Below are 23,426 nucleotides of genomic sequence, written 5' to 3'. Positions count from 1 at the left end.
GACGGGCCGCAACAGCTTCGACAGGAGGTCGCCATGGACCAGCGCGTAAAGAGCCTCGTTCGCGAGCAGTGCTATATCGACGGGGCCTGGGTCGGCGAGCCGAGTCTGGCCGTGACCAACCCGGCCGATGGCAGCGTCGTCGCCCGCGTTCCGGTGCTCGGCACGGAGGAGACGCGCGCCGCCGTCGCGGCGGCCGAGCGCGCCCTTCCCGCCTGGTCGGGTCTGCTCGCCAAGGAGCGTGCTGCGCTGCTGAGGCGCTGGTACGAACTGCAGATCGAGCACGCCGACGAACTCGCCGCGATCATGACCGCCGAGCAGGGCAAACCGCTCGCCGAAGCGCGCGGCGAGGTGATCTATGCGGCCTCCTTCATCGAGTTCTTCGCCGAGGAGGCCAAGCGCGTCTACGGCGAGACGATCCCGCAGTTCAAGCAGGGCACGCGCGTCGTCTGCATCAAGCAGCCGGTCGGCGTCGTCGCCGCGATCACGCCGTGGAACTTCCCAGCCGCGATGATCACCAGGAAGGCGGGCCCCGCGCTGGCGGTCGGCTGCACCATGGTCTGCAAGCCGGCCTCCGAGACACCGTTGACCGCGCTCGCCCTCGCCGCCCTCGCCGAGAAGGCCGGTATCCCGAAAGGCGTGCTCAACATCGTCACCGGCCGCGCGAGCGTCATCGGCAAGGAACTGACCGAAAACCCGGTCGTGCGCATGTTGACGTTCACCGGCTCCACCGAGATCGGCAAGGTGCTGATCGAGCAGTGCGCCAAGACCGTCAAGAAGGTCGGCATGGAACTCGGCGGCAACGCCCCGTTCATCGTCTTCGACGATGCCGACCTCGACAAGGCGGTCGAGGGGGCGATGGCTTCCAAGTACCGCAACGCCGGCCAGACCTGCGTTTGCGCCAACCGGCTCTACGTCCAGGCCGGTGTCTACGACGCCTTTGCAAAGAAGCTCGCCGCCGCCGTCGAGAAGCTGAAGGTCGGCCCGGGCAGCGAAGCGGGCGTCACCACCGGGCCGCTCATCAACACCGCTGCCGTCGACAAGGTCGAGGAACATATTTCCGACGCTCTCGGCAAGGGTGCGAAGGTGCTGACCGGCGGCAAGCGCCACGCGCTCGGAGGCTCGTTCTTCCAGCCGACGGTGCTGACGGGCGTCACCAGTGAGATGAAGGTCGCGCGCGAGGAGACGTTCGGGCCGGTCGCCCCGCTGTTTCGCTTCGAGAGCGAGGCCGATGTGATCCGCATGGCCAACGATACCGAATTCGGCCTCGCCGCGTATTTCTACTCCCGCGATATCGGCCGCGTCTGGCGTGTCGCCGAGGCGCTCGAGTACGGAATAATCGGTATCAACGAGGGCATCATCTCGAGCGAGGCGGTGCCGTTCGGCGGCGTCAAGGAGTCCGGCCTCGGCCGCGAGGGTTCGCACCACGGCATCGAGGAGTTCGTGGAGATCAAGTACATGCTCATGGGCGGCATCGGCGCCTGAGGTTCGCGCCGGGCGGCGGCATTGCCGGTGCGACCGGCTCCGCCGCCCGGCGATACCGGTCACCCCCGAACGACGGAGGAAATCGCCGTGGCGGATCTCGAGGCCTGGAAGAAGGCGGCGGCGGAACGCTCGCTGGACTACGTCGAATCCGGCATGCGCATCGGCCTCGGCACGGGCTCCACCGTCGAGCACCTTCTGGTGGCGCTCGGCGAGCGGGTGCGGGCCGGTCTCGATATCGTCGGGGTGCCGACCTCCGAGCGCACGGAGCGGCGCGCCCGCGAGCTGTCGATCCCGTTGACCACGCTCGACGAGGATACCTTCCTCGACCTCACCATCGACGGCACCGACGAGATCGATGGCGAGTTGCGCCTCATCAAGGGCGGCGGTGGCGCGCTGCTGCGGGAAAAGATCGTCGCGGTCGCCTCGCAGCGCATGATCGTCATCGCCGACTGGTCGAAGCGCGTCGCCACGCTCGGCCGCTTTCCCCTCCCCGTCGAGATCGTGCGCTTTGCCTGCGGTGCGACGCGGGCCATGGTGGAGGGGCTCGCCGCCGACGCCGATTGTCACGGCGAGGTGGTCTACCGGCGCACGCCGACCGGCGAGCTCTACATCACCGATCAGGGTAACCTCATTCTCGACTGCCACTTCAAGCGAATCCCCGAGCCCGAGGCGCTCGACGATGCCCTGCGCATGATCCCGGGCGTGATCGAGCACGGCCTTTTCCTAGGCCTTGCCGACAACGCCGTCATTGCCGGCCCGAACGGCATCGAGGTCCTGACCGCGCCGCCCTTCGACGATCCGGCCTGAGCCGCGCCAATCGGCCGCGCGATAGCGCCGCGCCCGGGACCGGTCCCGCCGCATTTCGATCATGGAGAGGATTGTCATGGCCAGGAGCGAGCACGACTACGATCTCTTCGTCATCGGCGGCGGCTCCGGCGGGGTCAGGGCCGCGCGCATCGCCGCAGGCTACGGCGCGCGCGTCGGCATCGCGGAGGAATATCGCTTCGGTGGGACCTGTGTCATCCGCGGCTGCGTGCCCAAGAAGCTCTTCGTCTACGCGAGCCAGTTCTCGGAGGCCTTCGAGGACGCTGCCGGTTTCGGCTGGGACGTGGGCGAGCGGCGCTTCGACTGGGCGCGACTTCGGGACAACAAGGACCGTGAGATCGCGCGCCTCGAGCACATTTACCGCCGCAACCTCGAGGCGGTCGGCGTTGAACTCTTCGAGAGCCGGGCGATCGTCGAGAGCCCGAACTCCGTCCGCCTCCTGGCGCGGGACGCGACGGTCACGGCCGGCCGCATCCTCATCGCGACCGGAGGATTGCCCAATGTCCACCAGGGCCTGCCCGGCGTCGAGCACACCATCACTTCCAACGAGGTCTTCCACATGGAGACCTTTCCCGAGAGCGTGATCGTTGCGGGTGGAGGCTATATCGCGGTCGAGTTCGCCGGCATCTTCCACGGCCTCGGCGCCCGCACGACGCTGCTCTATCGGGGCGAGGAGATCCTGCGTGGCTTCGACGACGACCTGCGCCGCGCGCTGCACGAGGAGTACGAGAAGAAGGGCATTCGCGTCCTCTGCGGCACGGTCTTCGAGGCCATCGAGCGCCGGGGCCGGGACCTCGAGTGCACGCTCTCGAACGGCGAACAGCTCACGGCGGGGCGGGTGATGATGGCGATCGGCCGGCGACCGGCGAGCGAGGGCCTCGGCCTCGAGTTGGTCGGGGTCGAGCGCGGCCCCGGCGGCGCGATCAAGGTCGATGAATATTCACGCACCAGCGTGCCGAGCATCTTCGCCGTCGGCGACGTCACCGATCGCGTCAACCTGACGCCCGTGGCGATCCGCGAGGGTCACGCCTTCGCGGACACCCAATTCGGCGGCAAGGACGTGAAGGTCGACTACGATTGCATCCCGACCGCCGTCTTCTCCCATCCCGAACTCGGCACCGTCGGGCTCACCGAGGCCGAGGCCCGCCGCCGCCACGGCGACGTACACATCTACAAGTCGAGCTTCCGGCCGATGAAGCACACGCTCTCCGGTCGCAATGAAAAAATGCTGATGAAACTGATCGTCGATCCCGTGAGCGACCGCGTGCTCGGCTGTCACATCCTGGGCCCGGACGCCGGAGAGATGGCGCAACTCGTCGGCATCGCGGTTCGAATGGGCGCGACCAAGGCCGAATTCGATGCCACCATGGCGGTGCATCCGACCGCCGCCGAGGAACTCGTCACCATGCGCACCCGCTGGCAGCCGCCGGCCAGTTGACGCGGGAGGGAATGGCGCGATGACGTTTGCTGCAGGCAGTCTGGCGGGGCGCGTGGCGCTGGTCACGGGCGCGGGCGCGGGTATCGGTGCCGCCATCGCCCGCCGGCTCGCCGACCTCGGCGCCCGCATCGTCGTCAGCGATGTCGACGCCGGGGCGGGCGAGCGCACGGCGGCCGGGATATCGGCATCGGGCGGAGAGGCCGAGCCGCATGCCGCCGACGTCACCCGGGCCGGGGATTTGGCCTCCCTCCTTGCCGCTATCGAAGCCGGCCACGGCCGCCTCGACATCCTCGTCAACAACGCGGGTCTCAACGTACGCGGCGACTTCCGCCACATGGCGGACGCCGATTGGGAACGCATCCGCGCGACCAACCTCGACGGGCTCGTGCGCCTCTCGCGCGACGCCTTTCCCCTCCTGCGCAAGGCGGCCGCCGGGGGAGGCAATGCCGCGATCGTCAATCTCTCCTCGATCATGGCCTCGCGTGCGACGCGCCAACTCGCGGGTTATGCCGCGACCAAGGGGGCGGTCTCCGCGCTCACCCGTGCGCTCGCCGTCGAATATGCCGCCTTCGGCATCCGGGTGAACTACGTCGCTCCAGGCTTCATCGAAACGCGGCTGACCGAGCGCTTCCTGAAGAACCCGCTGCTCGCCGATGCGCTCCTGCGCCAGACGCCGCTGCGCCGCTTCGGGACGCCGGACGATGTCGCCGATGCCGTGGCCTTCCTTGCATCCGACGCCGCCCGCTTCGTCACCGGCACCGGCATTGCCATCGACGGTGGCATGGGGGCCGCTCTCTGAGCGGCCGGCTCCGTCCGCTTCATCCACAAATCATTCACGATAATTCAAGCACTTGCCCCTAGGGTTCCGGCCGGTTCGGCGTGGTTCGGAGGGTGTGATGCGACTGACGGCGGTGCTCGGTGCGGGGCGTGAGCTCTCCGGCGTGGGTCGGGAGCGGGCACTCCTTGCAACCTTCGCATTCACCCTTTTCCTCTCGGCGAGCCTGCTCTTTTCCGTGCAGCCGATGTTCGCCAAGATGGTCCTGCCCAAGCTTGGCGGCTCGCCCTCGGTCTGGGCCATCGCGATGTGCTTCTTCCAGGCGATGCTGCTCGCCGGCTACCTCTATGCGCACGCCCTCAATCGCCATTTCGAGCCCCGCCATGCCGCCCTCGTGCATCTCTCGGTGATGGCCTTTGCCTTCCTCGCGCTGCCGATCGCGATCCCGGCCGCTTTCGCCGCACCGCCTGCCGGAAACGCCTATTTCTGGGTGATCGGGCTCTTTGCCACCGCCGTCGGCCTGCCGTTCTTTGCGGTTTCCGCCAACGCGCCGCTGCTCCAATCCTGGTTCGCGCGCTCCGGGCACCCCGACGCCGCCGACCCCTATTTCCTCTATGGCGCGAGCAATCTCGGCAGCATGGCCTCCCTGCTCGCCTATCCTTTCCTCGTCGAGCCTGTCATCGGGCTCTCCGCCCAGAGCCTCGCCTGGACCTTTGGTTTCGTCGCGCTCGGCGCGCTGATTTACCTCAGCGTCGTTCTGGCGGCCGGCGGGCAGGCCGCACCCGGCCCGCGGGCGGCGGCGCTGCGCTCGCGTTTCGAGGTCGCGCCAGCCGTCGCGCCGTCCCGGATCGTGGCCTGGATCGCGCTCGCCTTCGTTCCCTCGGGGCTGCTGGTCGCCTTCACCACCCACCTCACCACCGATATCGCCTCGGCGCCGTTCCTCTGGGTGATCCCGCTGGCGCTTTTCCTGGCGACCTTCGTCATCGTCTTTCGCGAGACGCCCCTCGTGCCGATGCGCTGGCTCGTTCTCGCGCAGCCGGTGCTGGTGGCGATCGAACTCTTTGCCCTTTCCGGTGGTCGGACGGGCGGTTGGGTGCTCGGTGCCAGCGTCGGGCTTGCCGCATTCCTCGTCACGACACTCGTTGCCCACCGCGTTCTCTACGAGCGGCGACCGGCCGTCGGCCAATTGACCGATTTCTATCTCTGGATGTCGTTCGGTGGCGTCCTCGGTGGGGTCTTTGCCGCGCTCGTTGCCCCGCAGGTTTTCGACACCGTCTTCGAATACCCGTTGCTCCTGGTGCTCGGCCTTGCCTGCCGTCCTGGCATCGTCGGCTCGCTCGCTGGACTGCGGACGGCACTCGCGCCGGGCGGCGAGGCGAGGCGCCTCGTGCTGCTCGTGGCGTTGGCGGCCCTCGCGCTCCTCGCTCTGGGGCTCATCGCGGAGGCAACCGGCGCGAAAAAGCTCCTCGGCCTGCGCTTTGCCGCCGGCTTGACGCTGGGCCTCGCGATGATCGCGCTCTGGCGCCATCCGTCGCGCCAGCTCGCGGCAGGCGTGCTGATGGCGGTCGCGATAGCCTTCCTGCCGTCGAACACGACGCGCGGCGAGGTCGAGCGCTCGTTCTTCGGAGTGCACCGCGTGATGCTATCCGAGGACGGCAAGCTGCGCCTGCTGTTCCACGGCACGACGGTGCACGGGGCCGAGCGGATCCTGGACGAAGCCGGCAAGCCGACCGCCGTGCCGGTTCCGGCGACCTACTACCATGCCGCGGGGCCGATGGCCGCGGCGATCGGCGCGGCGCGTGAGATCGCGTCCGGCGCCGGCCGGTCGGGCGAATTCGCGGTGATCGGCCTCGGTGCCGGTTCGCTGGCCTGTTATGCGCGGCGCGAGGAGGCCTGGCGGTTCTACGAGATAGACCCCGTGGTGGCAGCGATCGCGCGCGATCCTGCACGCTTCCGGTTCCTGTCGCACTGCCGGCCCGATGCCGACATCGTGCTCGGCGATGCCCGCTTGACGGTTGCCGGCGAGGCGGATGCTGGTCTCGACCTTCTGGTGGTCGATGCCTTCTCGTCGGACTCGATCCCGGTGCACCTTCTGACCGTCGAGGCGTTCGAGCTCTACCTCGCCAAGCTGGCGCCCACGGGTGTGCTCGCGCTGCACATTTCGAACCGGCATCTCAATCTGCGCCCGGTCCTGGCCTCAGTGCTTGCACACTATGCGGGACAGGGCGTCGAAGGCGTGCTTTTCGAGGGGCGTATGCCGGCTGGCAGCATGGACGCCGTGACCTCGGTGGTGGTGATGGCAGCACGTGATCCGGCAACGATTGCCCGTCTCGAGGCGCTCGACGGTGCCGAGGCACTCCCACCCGGTTCGCCCGAGGCAGCCTGGACGGACGACCACTCCGACATCCTCGGCGCGCTACTGGCAAAGCGCTAGCCTTCGGTGGATCGGACGCGCCGCTCTGGCGGGTGCGATCAGGTGACGGTGATGACGCTTGCGCCGGCCGCTTCGATGAGCGCGGCCGGGGCGACCTCGAAGACCGCATTCGGCGTGCCGGCCGCCGCCCAGACCCGATCGAAGGCGACGAGGTCGCGATCGACATAGGTCCGGATCGCCTGATCGTGGCCGAGCGGCGGGATGCCGCCGATGGCATATCCCGTCACCGCTCGAACGAAATCGGCGTCGGGCCGCTCGAGCGCTTCGCCGATCGCCGCCGCCACGCCGTCCTGGTCGACCCGGTTCGCACCCGAAACCAGCAGCAGCAGCGCATCCCCCGAGCGCGCACCGCGAAAGACGAGCGACTTCACGATCTGTCCGACATCGCACCCGCAGGCCGCCGCCGCTTCCTGCGCCGTCCGGCTCGAAACCTCGAAGCAGATCACGTCGACGCCGAGGCCGGCTGCCCGCGCGCGTTCTGCAAAGCGCTGATTCGCAGCCTTCAATTCCGCCATCGTCCGCCTCCCGTCATGGCCCGGCGCCGACCGTTGCGCGGCGCCCCGGCTACCGGTATCAGAACCTGGAGCGACCGGGCAACGGAACCGGCGTGCCTTACGATGCCCCGCCGTTCGGGGAGCCCGAGGAGTGGGTCATGAAGATCGACCGTGACACGGTGCACCATATCGCGAGACTCGCTCGCCTGCGTGTCAGCGACGAGGAGGCGGACGCGCTGGTCGGCGAGCTTTCGGGCATCCTGAGCTGGGTCGAACAACTCGGCGAGGTCGACACCACCGGCGTCGAGCCGATGACGCGCGTGGGGCAGCGAGCGATGCGCCGCCGCGAGGATGTCGTGGACGATGGCGGCTATCCGGACGATGTCGTCGCCAATGCGCCGCTCAAGGAAGGTCATTTCTTCGCAGTACCGAAAGTGGTGGAGTGATCCGGCGTCCGGATCCGACGTGGTTGGACATTGGCTCTTTTGGAGATCCGATAGGGATGGTCGAGAAGTTGAGATTTCCGGCGGTCATGCGCCCCTTGGTATATGCACGAAAGAGCGGTGTGCTCGCGCTGGTCGGCGCCCTCTCGGTGGGAGCGGGCGTGGCGACTGCCGCGGCTGCCGAAGGGCCCGCCACGTTCTTCAAGAGCGCGTGGGCAACGGCAAAGGACTGTGTGGTGCACGAACTGCTCCCGCGCGAACGCTGGAACCTCTATACGGCCCCCGACTTCTACGATGCGCACGGCTGGTACGGCTGGGAAGCCTCCTGCACGTTCACGAACGTCGTCGAGGTGACGAAGGGCGAAAGCTGGCGCGTCAGCTCCGTCTGCCAGTCGGGTGGTGACGATCCGGAACCGGGGACCGATCTCGAGTTCACGCTGATCGACGAGTTCCAGATGCGCATCGACGTGCCGGACGAGCCGGAAGCGTCGGGCGAGATCATCTACGAATGCAAGCGCCTGCTGGCGGACAACTGACGCCGGATCGTGGCACTCGAACACGCGGCTGGCGCGTGCCGGGATGGCTGGCACGCGCCGATCGATTGAAGGCGCACCGGGCGGGTGCGGGGAGAGGTCGAGTTGAGCAAAGCGACGGAGTTGACCGGACTGACGCTCGCCGAGGCGCGCGACCGGCTGAAGGCGCGGTCGATCTCCGCGCGCGAGTTGACCGAGGCCTACCTCGGCGCGATCGAGGTCGCCAACCCCAAGCTCAACGCCTTCATCGAGGTGACGGCGGACCTCGCCCTGTCGATGGCGGGCAAGAGCGATGAGCGGCTGAAAAAGGCCGGCAAGGGCGCGCGCCCGCTCGAAGGCATTCCGCTCGGCATCAAGGACCTCTTTGCGACCAGGGGCGTGCACACGCAGGCCGCCAGTCACATCCTCGACGGTTTCAAACCCCACTACGAATCGACCGTCACCCGCAATCTCTGGGAAGCCGGCGCCGTCATGCTCGGCAAGTTCAACATGGACGAGTTCGCAATGGGCTCGTCGAACGAGACGAGCTACTACGGCGGCGTGGTCAATCCCTGGCGCGCCAAGGGAGATGATCGCGACCTCGTGCCGGGCGGCTCGTCGGGCGGCTCGGCGGCGGCCCTCGCGGCGCACCTCTGCGCCGGGGCGACCGGCACCGACACTGGCGGCTCGATCCGACAGCCCGCCGCGCTCACCGGCATCGTCGGCATCAAACCGACCTACGGGCGCTGCTCGCGCTGGGGCATCGTGGCTTTCGCCTCCTCGCTCGACCAGGCAGGACCTTTCGGTCGCGACGTGCGCGATACCGCGATTCTGCTGCGACACATGGCCGGCCACGATCCGCGCGACGCGACCTCGGTGGATGTGTCCGTGCCCGATTACGAGGCGGCGATCGGCAAGTCGATCAAGGGCCTCAAGATCGGCGTGCCGCGCGAGTACCGGGTCGACGGCATGCCGGACGAGATCGACGCACTCTGGGAGCAGGGCGTCGCATGGCTGCGCGAGGCTGGCGCCGAGATCAGGGAGGTCAGCCTCCCCCATACGCGCTATGCGCTGCCGGCCTACTACATCGTCGCGCCCGCCGAGGCCTCCTCGAATCTCGCGCGCTACGATGGCGTGCGCTATGGCCTGCGCGTCGAGGGAGACGATATCGTCTCGATGTACGAGGCGACGCGCGCGGCAGGCTTCGGCAAGGAGGTCAAACGGCGCATCCTGATCGGCACCTACGTGCTCTCGGCCGGCTATTACGACGCCTATTACACCAAGGCTCAGAAGCTGCGCACGCTCATCGCGCGCGACTTCGACGAGGCCTTCGAGGAGGTCGATGTGCTGCTGACGCCGACGACGCCGAACGCGGCCTTCCCGCTCGGCGACATGTCCGCCGATCCGCTGCAGATGTACCTCAACGATATTTTTACCGTCACGGTCAACATGGCGGGCCTGCCGGGGATTTCGGTCCCCGCCGGGCTCTCCACGACCGGTTTGCCGCTCGGGCTGCAGCTCATCGGACGCCCGTTCGAGGAGGATAAGCTCTTTCAGGTCGGCCATGTGATCGAAGAGGCTGCCGGGCGTTTCGAGCCCGCCACCCACTGGTGGCTCTAGGATCGGTCGGGGGCGCGGGAACCCGATCGTGACCGCAGCGCGACCGAACACCGAACGGGGATGACCACGGCGGAAGCGCGGCTCTGCGCTCCGGCCACGAGGGAAAGGAACGAGGTGATGGCCAAAGCCCCTGGCGAATGCGCAGACATGGACGATGTCCGTGTCGAGATCGACCGGATCGACCAGGCCCTCGTTGCCATGATCGCCGAGCGCTTCGGCTACGTCGAGCGTGCCTGGGAGATCAAGATCGCGGGTGGCATTCCGGCGAACGTTCCCTGGCGCAGCCAGCAGGTGATCGACAAAGTGCGCGCGCGCGCCGAGGCCGAGGGGCTGCCGCCCGATCTCGTCGAGGCGCTTTGGCGTCAGATGATCGGATGGTTCATCCAGTACGAGGAGCGCAAGATCGAGGAGCGGTCCCGCTCCGGCGCCAAGGACGACTGAGGCGGCAAAGCGCGGCGCCGCGCCTCGGGCGCGCCTCTGGGCTCAGTCGGCGGGTGCGCTGGCAATGCCGATGCGCTCGAGAAGAATGGTGGAGCCGGCTCCGAATGGGTTTTCCCCGACGATGCGGCAGTCGCGGATACGGGGGGACGCACCTGTCAGCACCGCCCTGTCGCCGGCCGGTGAGACCCACCCGCGCACGGTATACGTGAAGGCGAGCGGGCACCCCTCCACGCTCATCTCCGCGCGCCCGACGAGGCGACGGCCGATCTGCCAGCCGCGAAAGATCGTGCCGGTGCCGACGGCCGGTGCGCTGACGGTCCCGACGAGATCGGAATGCGCCACCTGGGTGATCTCCGAGCGAAAGCCGCCGGCGCGCCGCCAAGCCACGGGCTCGCCCCGAAAACTCCAGATTTCAATCGCCGTGCCGGTCGAGGGTTCGCCGCCACGAATGGGCGTGGCACTGGCCAGCCCGACTAGGGCGAACGTGGCGGCCGCGAACGAGATCGCGAGCAGCACCAACTCGAAGCGTGTGTAGGGCTCGTGGCCGTCCCGGCTATGCCGCATCGTAGACCTCCCGATGACGCAACCCTGGCAGGATTGGGTGCATCATGGGGCGTTTTCCGTGAACCGCGATTGAAACGAGCGTTCATCTGGCATTCATCTGTGGATAAAATCCAAGGTGCCTTTGCGCGTTGAATTCATGCCACGCAGTGGTGCGTGCCGGGCTCACTCGCCGCGACGATGCATGAAGGCGAGACGCTCGAAGAGGTGCACGTCCTGCTCGTTTTTCAGCAGCGCACCGTGCAAGGGCGGAATGAGCTTGCGCGGGTCGCGCTCGCGCAGCGTCTCCGGCCCGATGTCTTCGACCAGCAGCAGCTTGATCCAGTCGAGCAGTTCCGAGGTCGACGGCTTCTTCTTGATGCCGGGCACGTCGCGCACGTCGTAGAAGACGGCGAGCGCCTCGCGCACCAACGCCCCCTTGAGGCCGGGGAAATGCACCTCGACGATCTCCGTCATCGTCTCGGGATCGGGAAACCGGATGTAATGGAAGAAGCAGCGGCGCAGGAACGCGTCGGGCAGCTCCTTCTCGTTGTTCGAGGTGATGATGACGACCGGGCGCTGGGCGGCGCGCACCACTTCGCCGGTCTCGTAGACATGGAACTCCATGCGGTCGAGTTCCTGCAGCAGGTCGTTCGGGAACTCGATGTCGGCCTTGTCGATCTCGTCGATGAGGAGCACCGGGCGCGTCGGATGGGTGAACGCATCCCAGAGCTTGCCCCGCCGGATGTAGTTGGCGATGTCGCGCACGCGCGCGTCGCCGAGCTGGCTATCGCGCAGACGGCTCACCGCATCGTATTCATAGAGGCCCTGCTGGGCCTTGGTCGTCGACTTGACGTGCCACTCGATGAGCGGTGCCGTGAGTGCCTTGGCGACCTCGTGTGCGAGCACCGTCTTACCGGTTCCCGGCTCGCCCTTGACCAGGAGCGGGCGCTCGAGCGTGACGGCGGCGTTGACCGCGATCTTGAGATCGTCGGTGGCGACATAGCGGGAGGTGCCTTCGAAGCGGGCCATTGGCGTGCAGTTCCGGTGCTGTTGTCACGGGGCTGGTTGGATCGCGGGGCAGTGCGCACGGTGCGGGTGGTTTTGACGGGACGTTCTCAAAAGGCGACCTGCTCGCCCGCATAGGTCTCGAAGGTGCCGCTCGTTGCGAGCGTGAGAGCGTCGAGCCGGGCGACGATCCCGGCCGCGCTCGTTGCCACATCGATGTCCGCGCCGTCGCCGCCCATCGCCGTGCGCACCCACCCGGGGTCGATGGCCGCTACCGCGATGCCACGCGGCGAAAGTTCGGTCGCGAGATTGACGGCGAGGTTGGTGACCGCCGCCTTCGAGGCGCGGTAGGGGTAGGCCTTGCCCGGTGCCCGTGTGCTCGAGGCCATGCTCGACGAAATGAAGGCGACCTTGGGTGCTTTCGCGAGAGCGAGGTTGGCGAGGAGTGCGCGGGTGACGAGATAGGGACCCGTGACATTGGTCGCGAGCACGTGGGCCCAGGCCGCGGCGTCGTGTGCCGGATCGTCGATGCCGCCGTAGCTGTTGAGAACGCCGGCGCTGTTGATGAGGATGTCGATTGGTCTGCCTGCGAGATGGCGGGCGAGGTCCGCGATCGAGCCAGGGTCCGTCACATCGAGGGCAACGATCTCGACGAGGGTGCCAGCCGCCGGATCGTCGGTGAGAGCCACCAGTTCGCGTGCGCCATCGAGGGAACGGACGGTCGCGATCACCCGGTCACCGCGCCGGACCAGTCGCTCGACCAGTCCGAGGCCGATGCCCCGGTTCGCACCCGTGACCAGCGCGGTCGCCATGCCGTGCCCCTCCTTGCCCGTTGGATCGCGCGGACCCTAGGCGCTCGAGGCCTCGGTCGCAACTGCCGCAGGGCGGGGCGCACGGGCCCTGGAACGCAAGAGGCGCCGCCCGTGGGGTGGGGCGACGCCTCCGGATGCCCATCGGCATCGGATCCGAGATTGAGCTCGCCCGGGATCGTGGGGTGCGAGGGACGGACGTGTGTGGGGTGGGTGCCCGTCGACCTCTTTGCGGTCGTGTGGGGCGACCGGACCCGAGCTGCTTTCATCTCTTCCTGGGTCTCGGGGTGCTCTTGATGGCGACCCTCGAGGTCGTGGTCGTTCTCCTCCTTGCGTTGAGAGATGACACACTCGTGCCGTTGGATGCCCATTGCCAGGCAATTACGCGATACGCCTGGAACGGACATCGAACGACGGCTGTCGAACGAACCGGCTCGGTTGACCCATGTGATTGGGATACGCGTCCGCCGATGCGCATCGGCGGTCTCGGGCCCTGCGTCCGGAAGGTGATCCGGATGGGTCCACTTGCATCCCGTTCACAAGTCGGGCTCCTTGCTCGTCTCGTGCGCAACCGATATCGAAGTTGCCAGACATCCCTGAACACACGGTAAACGTGCATTCGATAGAGAAATGAACTCAAGGGTTGTGTGGGCGGTTGCAACGCATTCAATCTACGATGCGAGAATAGCCACAATCGCCCCGCAGAAGGCCGTCGCCGCGCACTACCCGCGTTGGCGCCCTCGAGGCTGAGATCGTGACTTGACTTGAGAGGCTGCAAAAATACTAAAGGGCACGCCGTTTGCATCCGGGACGACGCTTGCGCGCCCCGGACGGCGGACGGTCCGGAGGCCCTTCGGCACTCTGGAGAAGCTTGCCAATGGTTGGGACGAAGATGGCCGAGACGCCTGAAAAATCCCAGAAGCGTCGCTCCTCGAAGGGGGCGTCCGAGAGGCCGGGCAAGCCGAGCACTGGCGCGACCGCGGCCGTCAACGACATCGAGGTCCTGCCGCAGGACTACCGTCCGAGCGAGGACGAGCCCTTCATGAGCGAACGCCAGAAGCTCTACTTCCGCCGCAAGCTGCTCGACTGGCGGGCGGACATTCTGCGCGAAGCCCAGCAGACGATCGCGAGCCTGACGACCGATGCAGGCCAGCATGCCGATATCGCCGACCGGGCGACCAGCGAGACCGACCGGGCCATCGAACTCAGAGCCCGCGACCGCCAGCGCAAGCTGATCGCCAAGATCGATTCCGCGCTCGCGCGAATCGACGACGGCTCATACGGCTATTGCGAGGAAACGGGCGAGCCGATCGGATTGAAACGCCTCGACGCCCGCCCGATCGCCACCATGAGCATCGAGGCGCAGGAGCGTCACGAGCGTCGCGAGCGCGTTTACCGCGACGATTGATCGTGCGCCCTCGCAAGCTTCGCAATCAGCTCCCAGTCGAACCCCACTAGGCCGTTTTACCCCAGGCGGGCGCCATGGCTGGCGCCAGTTCGGGCTTCAAGGGCGCGGGGCCTGCGCGACGTCGAGATCGGGGACCGCTTCACGACTGGCCGGGCCACCATCCAGCCCCGACCGCCACGCCCGCTCACCGTTCTTGATGTGCTTTGCGGTGCCTCGCTCCCAGAGCCGCGCCGCCTGCGTGCTGTAGTTGAGATAGAGCCGACCATCGACGATGCGCCAAAGGTGCGGGTTGGCGGGCACTTTGTAGCCCTTGCTGACGCCGAATGCGCAGTGGCCGTCGAAGGCCGGGGCATAGCGCGCCGGGTCGGCGACGAAGCGGGCCCGGTTCTCCTCGCTGGAAAAGGCCCAGAGGGCGCCGTTGTTTTCGGCGGTGATTGCGGCCGAGCCGGGCACCGCCGCCGGCTGTGGCTTGCCGGGCGCGACCTGCGCGAGATCGTGATAGGCGACGACGTCGTATCCGGAGGCGGCAAACGTGCTCGCGTCGACATACTGGGGACCGGCCGCGGCGGGTGCGGCAAGGACCGTCGCGAGCAACAGCGCGGCAAGGAAGCGGGGCATGGCGATACCTTTCGGAACGTCTGTGTTCACAGGGTCGGGTTGAAATTCGGCGCGCAGGCACGAGCCCGCAAGTGCGAAGGCGCGCGGCGTCGGAACACGATTTCGTCAGCAGCGGCATCGAGGCCCGCGTGCGCACCGGACTGAATGGGGCGGCGGCGGATCACTCATCGCCCGTCCGTGCCACCATGGCACGCCCATTATCGCCTCGTTAACCCGGAGATGCGCACTCTCGGGCGAACCGCCGTCCCGCCACATGGTCGCTGGCGTTCGGTCCATTGTCCCGCAGCATCGATGAGGACCTCGAAAATGAACAATGCCGCCGCTGCAACCGGGCTCGCCGGCAAGCGCGTGCCGCGACGTGGCGCGATCGTCCTCTTTGCAATGGTTGCGCTGCTCGCCTCGACGGGCGGCACGACCGCCACATTCGACTCGCGCTCGCTCATCGCCGGTCACTGCACGCTGACCGCCGAGGCGCGCACTCCTTTCGATGCGGACCAGGTGGCGCCGGTCGCCATCGACGGCCAGGATGGCGAGATCGAGGTCAGCGTGGCCCGCTTCGACCCCATGCGACTCGCGGCCGAGGCATTCGGTGACTGGGACGTTGGTGCCATCGGGCCGCACGAAGCCGGAGTGCGCTCGACGCACTGAAGGGGACCGCTCGCGCGCCGTTTTATTTTTCGTCGCTCGAGCGCTCGCTGGCGACGCGCTCCCGTGCGCGAGCAAGTGCTGCCCTGAGGTCGTCGAGATCGCGCAGGTGCACATCCTGCTGTGGGAACGGGATCTCGATATTGCGCTCGCGCAGAGCCTTGAGGATGGCGATCCTGAGGTCGTTGCGCACCGAAAGGATATTGTTGATGTCGGCGATGAAGACGCGCAGCGAAAAGTCGAGCGAGCTGGCACCGAAGTCCTCGAACGCCGCCGTCGGCTTCGGCCAGACCAGCACGAGTGGATGTGCGCTGCCGATTTCGGTGAGGAGCGCCATCACCTCTTCGGGGTCGGCGGCATAGCTGACACCGATGCGAACCACCACGCGCCCCATCTTGTTGCGGTGCGTGAAATTGGTGACGCGCCCGGCGACGAGTTCGGAATTCGGCACGATGACGCTCGCGCGATCGAAGGTTTCGATCTCCGTCGAACGCACGCTGATACGCTTGACATAACCCTCCGCATCGCCGGCCACCACCCAGTCCCCGACCTGGATCGGCCGCTCGACGAGGAGGATGAGTCCGGAGACGAAATTGTTGACGATGCTCTGCAGACCGAAACCGATACCGACCGAAAGCGCGCCGGCAACAATTGCGAGGTTGGTGAAATCGAGCCCCATGTAGGAGACGCCGGCCGCCGCCGCGAGCGCATATCCGAGATAGCCGACGCCGGTGCGGATGGAATTGGCGAGACCGGCTTCGACCTGTGGCGGAACGAGGATGTTCTCGTCCAGCCAGCGCCGCAGCAGGTTGAGGAGTACGAGCACCCCGGCAAAGAGGGCGACGGCGACCAGGATGCGCGCGATCGAGATGTTGATGCTCCCGACCTGGAAGCCGAAGAAGGCCGCCTCGAGCCAGCCCCGGATGCGGTCGAATGAAAACCCCCACTGCAGCAGCACCAGCGGCACAACCAGCACGATGAGGACCAGATTGAGAAGGCCGGAGATCGCGAGACCGGCAAAGCGCGACTGGATCGGGCTGGCCTCGAGAACCTCGTCGAGCAGCCGCGAGGCCGGCCGCCCCTTCGTGGCGACGTCCGCTGACAGCTCGCTGATGCCGAGGTGAAGGAGCCAGGCGGCGAGCAGCACCGACCCGGTCACGATGACCTGGCCGATGAGGAACTGGCCGAGGGCGACGTAGCCCGCCGCCGAGGCGGCGACGACGACCGCGACCAGCAGCCAGACCACGATCTTGAGCCAGGCCGGCCAGAGCCGCGAGGCGCGCCCCTCGCCGTCACGCGCGCGCCGCCACGGCTCGATCAGGAGGGCGGCGAACAGCGCGGAGAATATCAGGCCGAGAATGAAATCCTGAACGATCGTGACCTGGAGCGGCGCAAGGGTCGCTGCATTCACCGCGCGCAGCACTCCCGAGACGGCATAGACGCCCGCCATTGCGACGACGCGGCGGTGGATACGTGGTGCAACGTCATCGGGGAGGGGAAAGACGCGCCACTGCGGGCGCCGCGGCGCAACCAGCGACTTCGACAGGGCGCGCACGCAAACGACGATCGCAACGCCCCAGAGGAGCGCCGCGATTACGGGCGCCGTCGTCTGCGGCAGCAGATCGATGTGGGCGAGGCCGAGGTAGATGGCGAGCAGCGGGACGAGCCATGGTATGGCGCGCGCCAACGCCGTCTGCAGGGCGACGTCGGCCCGGCGGATGAAGGCCGGCTCGCTCGCGGCGATACGATCGCGCTGTTGCTCGACGCGCGCGAGGCCGCGGTGCAGGAGCAGCCCGATGGCGATGGCGGCCACGAAGAGGAGTGCGAGTCGCCACTGCGGTGCGGCGCGCCTCCACCAGGCTCGCGCGATGGTCGCGAGGCTGTCGAGGCTCGCGAGCTGTTGTTGCCAGGCGCCGCGCCAGAGTTCGGGCAGCAGCGGGCTCGCGGTCTGCTCGAGCACGGCCCTGGTGAAGCGCTGGCGGCGCAGGTTCTCGAGGCGCGAGATGAGACTTTCCGATCGTGTGGCGATGAGTTCGGCCGAACGCACGAGGCCATCGATCCGGCTCACTTCACGCTCGAGGCCGGCACGAGATTCGGCGACGCTCGGTGATTCCGGCGTGCCGCCCGCCTCCGGCGCCGGACCGAGGCGTTCGAGCTGCGCCCGCAGTTCCACGAGGCTCGGCGCCAGACTGGCGGCAAGATCCCTGGCTTCCCAACGCACGCCGGTCAGCTCGTCACGGAATTCGGGGATTGGGGCATCGCCACCGGCGACGCGATCGAGGGTCTTGGAGGTGGTTTCGAGCAGCCCCTGCCAGCGCTGCACTGCCGCTTCGGCCGCTTCGACGCTGGCCATCGAAACATCAGCGGCAGCGGCCTGGCGCACGAGGCCGGGCGCGGTGGTCGGACTGGACCAAGCAAAGGGACCGTCGCCCGCGGCAACAGTGAGGACGACCGCCACCAGGGCGATGATCGCGCGAACGAGATGGTTCATCCGGTCACCTCGAGCGCACCGATACCGCCGGCCCGACCGCGGGGCGCGGCGTGTGAGGTTGGAGTGGACCGAACCGGGCGATCTCAAGGTTCGATCGGGCGCGAACTCGCCGCAACGCGTGCCCGACCGAAGCCTTGCGGCTCGCCGATCTCGCCATTCGGACCGTGCTGGCGTTCATAGGCGCCACGACGGCCGCCGATGCCGGTCTCGATGATCACGTCGATCGGTCCGCCCGTCATGATCAGGTGCTCGACCCCGTCACGATGAAGCAGCACGAGCTTGCGGCGCCCGTCCACGTTGGCGGTCTCCACGACGCCGAGCCGCCTCTCGCGGCCTCCACCGAACATCGAGGGCGAGGCCGTGTTGCCCGTCAGGTAGCCTCGCAGGAACCAAGCCGCGACCAGTCCCAGAGCGATGATGACGACGAAGACGAGGATGGTCTCGAGCATGGGAGCGTTCTCCGGTTGCGCCGCGTGTCGGCGCCGCGGTCACTGGCAATGCAATGCGGCGACATCAAAGCAGACTATCACACCTTGGATATCGTCCCGACCCGAACGCGATCGCGGGTGTGACGATGTGGAAACGCGGTTCCCGATGGCAGCCCCCCTCGGGCGCCGCATCGGCTCCCGCACCTGCGGACCCACCGACCGCGCGCACGCGCGTGCGCTGCGATCGGCCTTCTGACCGACTGTCGAGACCGCGGGCGGCTCGACGAATCGCGTCCCGTACCGGCCCATATATACCGTCTTTCACGCAAGTTTAACCCTAATGGCGCGTAGATCGGCGTATCGCGAACGGGACGTCGCAGCGCCAAAGCCAGGCGCGCAGTGCGTCCCGGCGACCCGTGCCCAAGGTCGACCGGCGTCAATGTGCCGACCATCATGATTTCCAGGGACGTTGCGTGGTGTCTTTCGTCGAGCGTATCCAGAACCACCCCCGGGCCGCCGTTAGCGGTTCGAATCAGCTATCCTCCCGCCAGGTTTTCTCAGTCGAAGCAGGTGGTTCGGTCGTGGCGGCACAGAATCCTGCCGGCTCGCGTGAGGGGTGGGCAGGCATTCTAATCCTGATCGCGGTCGGCGTTGCCACCGCGCTCGCGGCGCTTTCCGTGCTCGTTCGCGACACCGGCGAGCCTGTGGTCCTCGCCCTGCTCGGGTTGCTCGCCGTATTCGGCGTCTTCGCGATATTCAGTTTCGCGGTCGGTCTGGCACGTTTCTCCAGTGACGAGGAGCGCGAGGTCGCCGCCCACTTCGATGCCAATCCGTCCGGCATCCTGTTGCTCGACCAGGAGGGCTTTTCGCGGTTCTCGAACGCCGCGCTGGCCCGTCTCTTTCCCGGGGTGGCGTTCACCAGTGAGCGCGACCTCGAGATCGCGATCACCGGCCGCGCCATCGATCCCGAGGCGGTGATGGAGTTGTTCCGGGCCGCCGCCCAGGGTGTCAACGTCGAGGACGAGGTCGAGTGCTTCGCTCCGGACGTGAACGGTCGTGTCGTCGGCGCCGGCCAGCCCGGCACCGTGTGGCTCCGGCTTTCGGCAACCCACCCCGTCGCCGGCGGGCGCGGTGCCGGCAAGGGCTTCACCGAGTGGCGCATCCAGGACGTGACCGAGCAGGTTCACGCCGACATCGAAGCACTCGCGCACGCGGGGGGTGGCGAGGCGGAGCAGGTTGCCCAGACCTGGCCGGGGCCGGCTTTCTCGGTCGACATCATCACCGGCGAGCTGACGCGGCTCGCTCAAGCTTCCAGCGGCAAGGCAGGTAGCCAGGGCCGGCGGCGCGGGGAACAGGCGCGCGAGGCGCTCGGCCGGCTCGACGCGCTTCTGGTCGCCTCCAACAAGGATCGGCTGGAGCGGATCCGCGCCGGTATCACGGCCGGCATTCCGGTCGGCGAGATCATCGCCGGCGGCACGGTCGTCGAGCTGCTCGTCGCCGGCGGAAACACCGCCTCGGCGCCGCTCGTTCCAGGCGGCGATGTGGCTCGGAGCGGGACGCGGGGTGCCGCTCAGCAACCCGCCTCCGCCAAGATCAAGGCGCTTCTCCTGCCGGGCTCCACCGCAACCTCCGGTCTCCTTCTCGTCATGCCTTCGCCGGAAACGCGCCGGCGCATCGCCAGTGAGCCCGCCGCGGTCACCGAGCCGGCCGGCGCTCCGCTCGCCCTCGATCGCACGGCCTACGACCACATCCTGGAGACCGCACCGATCGCGATCGCCAAGGTCGGAGCGGACGGCGTGGTGGCGCGCGGCAACGCCGCCTTCGAGCGGATGTTCGGTGGATCGGATGGGACGCGTTCGCCCTCGAGTCTGCTCGATCGGCTCGAGACCGACTGCCGAGAGCAGGTGCGCCAGGCGCTCGCGCGGGCGATCTCGGGCGAGGGTGCATCCGGCCCCGTCGAGATCGCGTTCGGTGAGGAGACACGTCAGGTCGGCCGTCTCTATGTCAGCCCGCTGAGCGATCCCGCGGCCCACAAGGGCGAGATGGCGATCGTCTATGCCATCGATCTCTCCAAGCAGCGCGAGCTCGAGGTGCGTTTCGCCCAGAGCCAGAAGATGCAGGCCGTCGGCCAACTCGCCGGCGGCATGGCGCACGATTTCAACAACGTGCTGACCACCATCATCCTCTCCAGCGATTTCCTTCTCTCGAGCCACCCGCCGTCCGATCCCGCCCACAAGGACATCATGGCGATCAAGCAGAACGCGAGCCGCGCCGCCGGCATCGTGCGCCAGTTGCTCGCCTTCTCGCGCCAACAGACGCTGCGCCCGCGCGTCCTCTCGCTGACCGACATCATCTCCGACTGGTCGATGTGGCTGAGCCGCATCCTGGAGGAAAAGATCGAGCTGCGCGTCAGCCATGGCCGCGACCTCTGGTACGTCAAGGCCGACCAGACGCAATTCGAGCAGGTCATCATGAATCTCGCGGTCAATGCGCGTGACGCGATGCCCGACGGCGGCTGCCTGACGATCCGCACCTACAACCTTTCCCAGGAAGCCTCCCGCCAGGTGACCGACGACAGTTTCGTTCCCGGCGAGTACGTCGCCTGCGAGGTGAGTGACACGGGTTGCGGCATGTCGGCCGAGATCAAGGAAAAGATTTTCGAGCCGTTCTTCTCCACCAAGGAAATCGGCAAGGGCACCGGGCTCGGCCTTGCCACGGTCTACGGCATCATCAAACAGACCGGCGGCTATATCTTCTGCGACACCAAGCCCGGAGAGGGCACGACGTTCCGCATCTACCTGCCCCGGCATCTCGGTGCCGAGCAGATCGACGAGGCACCGGCACGTTCCGGCCAGCGTGGCCGTCCGCGCGATCTGACCGGCACTGGCACGGTGCTGCTTGTCGAGGACGAGGAGGCGGTGCGCCGTTTCGCGGCCCGCGCCCTCACACGCCAGGGCTACAAGGTCATCGAGGCAGGGACCGGCGCCGAGGCCCTTCAGCGCATGGACGATGCCGAGGGGATGGTCGATCTCGTCGTCAGCGACATCATGATGCCGGAGATGGACGGCCCGACACTGCTGAAACGCCTGCGCAGCACCAACCCGGACCTCAAGTTCATTTTCATCTCCGGCTATGCCGAGGATGCCTTGAAGAGCCTCGACGAGCGCGACGAGTTCAGCTTCCTGCCGAAACCGTTCCAGCTCAAGGATCTGGTGACGACCGTCAAGGAGGTGCTCGAGAAGTGAGCGCGGACGTCGCGATCGGGAAGATCACGATCACGTCCGGCCTCTTGGCGGTGGCCCGCTCGATCGCGCCGGGGCGTTATTGGACGACCGACGCAAATCCCTGCGGCGTCTTCGGCGCGAGAGCTGGCGCCAGCGGAGCGGCTGGCGGGGAGAGATCCTGCGGAGCCACGATGCGCACCGGCTTGGCCAGCGACAGCATGGCCACGAGCGAAAGGATGACGGCGGCACCCGAGAGGGTGGCCATCGTATAGACCTGCCTGGACATTTTACACCGGAGACGGACCCGCGCGGCGCCTTCGATTCCGTCCGGTCGCATGACCGGCGCAGCCGCGCGCCGCAGCAGATGCGCGTTCTTTCGCTGCGGTGCAATATGGCAGCGTGATGGCGCGCGGCAGAGCAGGCATGCGGAATCTGCAACTCGACCTGGCACGTCCCTGCCGCCGACGGCGAATCGCCGAAGCAAAGCGCCCCCCTTCAGTGCCGTCCCATCGTGTGAACGCTTCCCGAACACGAACTGGAAAACGCTTTAATATCCGTTGCATAGGGGAGATTTGCCAAGTGCGAACAAAAAGTGTACATTAACCCCGTTTGCTGCGGTAGGCAGGGCGTGGGATAAGGGATCGACAGATGAGCAAGCCACAGCTTCGAGTGGTCGAGGGGGAGCAGATGGACAAGCAGAAGGCGCTGGAAGCAGCGCTCTCACAGATCGAGAAGCACTTCGGCAAGGGCTCGATCATGAAGCTCGGCGCCAACCACTCGATCGATGTCGAGGCGATTCCGACCGGGTCCCTCGGTCTCGATATCGCGCTTGGCATCGGCGGGCTGCCGCGCGGTCGCATCATCGAGATTTACGGTCCGGAATCGTCGGGCAAGACGACCCTGGCGCTGCACTGTATCGCGGAAGCTCAAAAGACCGGCGGGATTTGTGCCTTCGTCGATGCCGAGCACGCGCTCGATCCGGTCTATGCGCGCAAGCTGGGCGTCAACGTCGACGAGCTTCTGGTCTCCCAGCCCGATACCGGTGAGCAGGCGCTCGAGATCACCGACACCCTGGTCCGCTCCGGGGCGATCGATGTGCTGGTTGTGGATTCGGTGGCGGCGCTCACCCCGAAGGCCGAACTCGAAGGCGAGATGGGCGACAGTCTGCCCGGCCTGCAGGCGCGCCTGATGAGCCAGGCCCTGCGCAAGCTCACCGGCTCGATCTCCAAGTCGCGCACGATGGTCATCTTCATCAACCAGATCCGCATGAAGATCGGCGTCATGTTCGGCAGCCCCGAGACGACGACCGGCGGCAACGCCCTGAAATTCTATGCCTCGGTCCGCCTCGACATCCGGCGCATCGGCTCGATCAAGGATCGCGAGGAGGCCGTCGGCAACCAGACACGCGTCAAGGTGGTCAAGAACAAGGTCGCCCCGCCGTTCCGCCAGGTCGAGTTCGACGTCATGTACGGCGAAGGGATCTCGCGCACCGGCGAGTTGATCGATCTCGGCGTCAAGGCCGGCGTCGTCGAGAAGTCGGGCGCCTGGCTCGCCTACGAGGGTCAGAAGATCGGCCAGGGGCGTGAGAACGCCAAAGCCTTCCTCAAGGAAAACCCGGCCATCGCGGCGGCGATCGAACGTGACGTGCGCCAGAGCGCGGGGCTCATCGTCAAGGCGATCACGCAGGGCGAGGCCGAGGCCGACGATCCGGCCGCCCACCTTCCCGACGATGCGCCGATCGAGGACGGTCCGCGTCCCAAGCGCGCCGGGCGCGGTAGCTGAGGGTGATGG

The 23,426-nt window shown here is 67.2% G+C and carries 21 protein-coding genes; 13 read left to right on the top strand and 8 right to left on the bottom strand.

Going from position 1 to position 23,426, the window contains the following annotated elements; translation table 11 throughout:
- Positions 1-33: 33 nt before the first annotated feature.
- From GC150_15185 to GC150_15165, 5 genes are all read left to right on the top strand, one after another.
- Complete coding sequence (locus GC150_15185; protein ID MBI1386248.1) at positions 34-1,482, top strand: succinate-semialdehyde dehydrogenase; 1,449 nt, start codon at positions 34-36, stop codon at positions 1,480-1,482.
- An 87-nt stretch (positions 1,483-1,569) separates the two neighbouring features.
- The gene (rpiA, locus tag GC150_15180; protein ID MBI1386247.1) at positions 1,570-2,289 is read left to right on the top strand and encodes a ribose-5-phosphate isomerase RpiA; all 720 of its coding nucleotides are present in this window, start codon (positions 1,570-1,572) and stop codon (positions 2,287-2,289) included.
- Between the two features lie 76 nt (positions 2,290-2,365).
- Positions 2,366-3,745 carry a glutathione-disulfide reductase gene (gene gor / locus GC150_15175; GenBank protein ID MBI1386246.1) on the top strand — a complete coding sequence of 460 codons (1,380 nt, stop codon included), beginning with the start codon at positions 2,366-2,368 and terminating at the stop codon, positions 3,743-3,745.
- A 19-nt stretch (positions 3,746-3,764) separates the two neighbouring features.
- Positions 3,765-4,544, top strand: a complete 780-nt coding sequence (locus GC150_15170) for a glucose 1-dehydrogenase (GenBank protein ID MBI1386245.1) — start codon at positions 3,765-3,767, stop codon at positions 4,542-4,544.
- A gap of 97 nt (positions 4,545-4,641) precedes the next feature.
- Positions 4,642-6,954, top strand: a complete 2,313-nt coding sequence (locus tag GC150_15165; GenBank protein MBI1386244.1) for a hypothetical protein — start codon at positions 4,642-4,644, stop codon at positions 6,952-6,954.
- Between the two features lie 38 nt (positions 6,955-6,992).
- On the opposite strand, the gene GC150_15160 is transcribed toward GC150_15165, so the two are convergent.
- Positions 6,993-7,469, bottom strand: a complete 477-nt coding sequence (locus GC150_15160; GenBank protein ID MBI1386243.1) for a YbaK/EbsC family protein — start codon at positions 7,467-7,469, stop codon at positions 6,993-6,995.
- A 137-nt stretch (positions 7,470-7,606) separates the two neighbouring features.
- Here GC150_15160 and gatC point away from each other — a divergent pair, with 137 nt between their 5' ends.
- The 4 genes from gatC to GC150_15140 all read left to right on the top strand — a co-directional run bounded on the left by gatC (position 7,607) and on the right by GC150_15140 (position 10,464).
- Positions 7,607-7,894: an Asp-tRNA(Asn)/Glu-tRNA(Gln) amidotransferase subunit GatC gene (gene gatC / locus GC150_15155; protein ID MBI1386242.1), complete on the top strand. Its 288-nt coding sequence runs from the start codon at positions 7,607-7,609 to the stop codon at positions 7,892-7,894.
- A gap of 56 nt (positions 7,895-7,950) precedes the next feature.
- Positions 7,951-8,427, top strand: coding sequence for a hypothetical protein (locus GC150_15150; GenBank protein MBI1386241.1), 477 nt, complete (start codon positions 7,951-7,953; stop codon positions 8,425-8,427).
- A 102-nt stretch (positions 8,428-8,529) separates the two neighbouring features.
- Entirely contained in the window at positions 8,530-10,023 is a 1,494-nt protein-coding gene (gene gatA, locus GC150_15145) for an Asp-tRNA(Asn)/Glu-tRNA(Gln) amidotransferase subunit GatA (GenBank protein ID MBI1386240.1), read from the top strand.
- Between the two features lie 114 nt (positions 10,024-10,137).
- The gene (locus GC150_15140; protein ID MBI1386239.1) at positions 10,138-10,464 is read left to right on the top strand and encodes a chorismate mutase; all 327 of its coding nucleotides are present in this window, start codon (positions 10,138-10,140) and stop codon (positions 10,462-10,464) included.
- Between the two features lie 42 nt (positions 10,465-10,506).
- On the opposite strand, the gene GC150_15135 is transcribed toward GC150_15140, so the two are convergent.
- The 3 genes from GC150_15135 to GC150_15125 all read right to left on the bottom strand — a co-directional run bounded on the left by GC150_15135 (position 10,507) and on the right by GC150_15125 (position 12,824).
- Positions 10,507-11,028: a hypothetical protein gene (locus GC150_15135; GenBank protein ID MBI1386238.1), complete on the bottom strand. Its 522-nt coding sequence runs from the start codon at positions 11,026-11,028 to the stop codon at positions 10,507-10,509.
- Positions 11,029-11,190: 162 nt separating this feature from the next.
- Positions 11,191-12,036: an AAA family ATPase gene (locus tag GC150_15130; protein MBI1386237.1), complete on the bottom strand. Its 846-nt coding sequence runs from the start codon at positions 12,034-12,036 to the stop codon at positions 11,191-11,193.
- A gap of 86 nt (positions 12,037-12,122) precedes the next feature.
- Positions 12,123-12,824, bottom strand: coding sequence for an SDR family NAD(P)-dependent oxidoreductase (locus GC150_15125; protein ID MBI1386236.1), 702 nt, complete (start codon positions 12,822-12,824; stop codon positions 12,123-12,125).
- An 889-nt stretch (positions 12,825-13,713) separates the two neighbouring features.
- Between GC150_15125 and dksA the strand changes: the two genes are divergently transcribed.
- Complete coding sequence (dksA, locus tag GC150_15120; protein MBI1386235.1) at positions 13,714-14,229, top strand: RNA polymerase-binding protein DksA; 516 nt, start codon at positions 13,714-13,716, stop codon at positions 14,227-14,229.
- Between the two features lie 96 nt (positions 14,230-14,325).
- On the opposite strand, the gene GC150_15115 is transcribed toward dksA, so the two are convergent.
- The gene (locus GC150_15115) at positions 14,326-14,847 is read right to left on the bottom strand and encodes a hypothetical protein (protein ID MBI1386234.1); all 522 of its coding nucleotides are present in this window, start codon (positions 14,845-14,847) and stop codon (positions 14,326-14,328) included.
- Between the two features lie 306 nt (positions 14,848-15,153).
- On the opposite strand from GC150_15115, the gene GC150_15110 reads away from it, so the two are divergent.
- Positions 15,154-15,495, top strand: coding sequence for a hypothetical protein (locus tag GC150_15110; protein MBI1386233.1), 342 nt, complete (start codon positions 15,154-15,156; stop codon positions 15,493-15,495).
- Positions 15,496-15,517: 22 nt separating this feature from the next.
- Here GC150_15110 and GC150_15105 read toward each other — a convergent pair whose 3' ends face one another.
- Together GC150_15105 and GC150_15100 are read right to left on the bottom strand one after the other, a co-directional pair.
- Positions 15,518-17,983, bottom strand: coding sequence for a DUF3772 domain-containing protein (locus GC150_15105; GenBank protein MBI1386232.1), 2,466 nt, complete (start codon positions 17,981-17,983; stop codon positions 15,518-15,520).
- An 83-nt stretch (positions 17,984-18,066) separates the two neighbouring features.
- On the bottom strand, positions 18,067-18,432 hold the full coding sequence (locus GC150_15100) for a hypothetical protein (protein MBI1386231.1): 366 nt from the start codon (positions 18,430-18,432) through the stop codon (positions 18,067-18,069).
- Positions 18,433-19,388: 956 nt separating this feature from the next.
- Between GC150_15100 and GC150_15095 the strand changes: the two genes are divergently transcribed.
- Positions 19,389-21,656: a response regulator gene (locus GC150_15095; GenBank protein ID MBI1386230.1), complete on the top strand. Its 2,268-nt coding sequence runs from the start codon at positions 19,389-19,391 to the stop codon at positions 21,654-21,656.
- A 76-nt stretch (positions 21,657-21,732) separates the two neighbouring features.
- Here the strand turns inward: GC150_15095 and GC150_15090 are convergent, their stop codons facing one another.
- Entirely contained in the window at positions 21,733-21,921 is a 189-nt protein-coding gene (locus GC150_15090) for a hypothetical protein (protein ID MBI1386229.1), read from the bottom strand.
- Positions 21,922-22,283: 362 nt separating this feature from the next.
- Between GC150_15090 and recA the strand changes: the two genes are divergently transcribed.
- Positions 22,284-23,417 carry a recombinase RecA gene (gene recA / locus GC150_15085; GenBank protein ID MBI1386228.1) on the top strand — a complete coding sequence of 378 codons (1,134 nt, stop codon included), beginning with the start codon at positions 22,284-22,286 and terminating at the stop codon, positions 23,415-23,417.
- Positions 23,418-23,426 lie beyond the last annotated feature (9 nt).

The sequence above is a fragment of the Hyphomicrobiales bacterium genome (assembly GCA_016125495.1).
GTDB lineage: Bacteria > Pseudomonadota > Alphaproteobacteria > Rhizobiales > RI-29 > RI-29.
This window is presented reverse-complemented; position numbering and strand designations above follow the sequence as displayed.

Excerpts from the sequence above, each read along its gene's own strand:
- GC150_15135 (MBI1386238.1), bottom strand. The coding sequence starts at position 11,028 with ATGCGGCATAGCCGGGACGGCCACGAGCCCTACACACGCTTCGAGTTG.
- gor (MBI1386246.1), top strand. The coding sequence starts at position 2,366 with ATGGCCAGGAGCGAGCACGACTACGATCTCTTCGTCATCGGCGGCGGC.
- GC150_15150 (MBI1386241.1), top strand. The coding sequence starts at position 7,951 with ATGGTCGAGAAGTTGAGATTTCCGGCGGTCATGCGCCCCTTGGTATAT.
- GC150_15165 (MBI1386244.1), top strand. The coding sequence starts at position 4,642 with ATGCGACTGACGGCGGTGCTCGGTGCGGGGCGTGAGCTCTCCGGCGTG.
- GC150_15095 (MBI1386230.1), top strand. The coding sequence starts at position 19,389 with ATGGAGTTGTTCCGGGCCGCCGCCCAGGGTGTCAACGTCGAGGACGAG.
- GC150_15130 (MBI1386237.1), bottom strand. The coding sequence starts at position 12,036 with ATGGCCCGCTTCGAAGGCACCTCCCGCTATGTCGCCACCGACGATCTC.
- GC150_15125 (MBI1386236.1), bottom strand. The coding sequence starts at position 12,824 with ATGGCGACCGCGCTGGTCACGGGTGCGAACCGGGGCATCGGCCTCGGA.
- recA (MBI1386228.1), top strand. The coding sequence starts at position 22,284 with ATGAGCAAGCCACAGCTTCGAGTGGTCGAGGGGGAGCAGATGGACAAG.
- GC150_15110 (MBI1386233.1), top strand. The coding sequence starts at position 15,154 with ATGAACAATGCCGCCGCTGCAACCGGGCTCGCCGGCAAGCGCGTGCCG.
- GC150_15185 (MBI1386248.1), top strand. The coding sequence starts at position 34 with ATGGACCAGCGCGTAAAGAGCCTCGTTCGCGAGCAGTGCTATATCGAC.
- GC150_15115 (MBI1386234.1), bottom strand. The coding sequence starts at position 14,847 with ATGCCCCGCTTCCTTGCCGCGCTGTTGCTCGCGACGGTCCTTGCCGCA.
- GC150_15100 (MBI1386231.1), bottom strand. The coding sequence starts at position 18,432 with ATGCTCGAGACCATCCTCGTCTTCGTCGTCATCATCGCTCTGGGACTG.
- GC150_15160 (MBI1386243.1), bottom strand. The coding sequence starts at position 7,469 with ATGGCGGAATTGAAGGCTGCGAATCAGCGCTTTGCAGAACGCGCGCGG.
- gatC (MBI1386242.1), top strand. The coding sequence starts at position 7,607 with ATGAAGATCGACCGTGACACGGTGCACCATATCGCGAGACTCGCTCGC.
- dksA (MBI1386235.1), top strand. The coding sequence starts at position 13,714 with ATGGCCGAGACGCCTGAAAAATCCCAGAAGCGTCGCTCCTCGAAGGGG.
- GC150_15090 (MBI1386229.1), bottom strand. The coding sequence starts at position 21,921 with ATGTCCAGGCAGGTCTATACGATGGCCACCCTCTCGGGTGCCGCCGTC.
- GC150_15170 (MBI1386245.1), top strand. The coding sequence starts at position 3,765 with ATGACGTTTGCTGCAGGCAGTCTGGCGGGGCGCGTGGCGCTGGTCACG.
- GC150_15105 (MBI1386232.1), bottom strand. The coding sequence starts at position 17,983 with ATGAACCATCTCGTTCGCGCGATCATCGCCCTGGTGGCGGTCGTCCTC.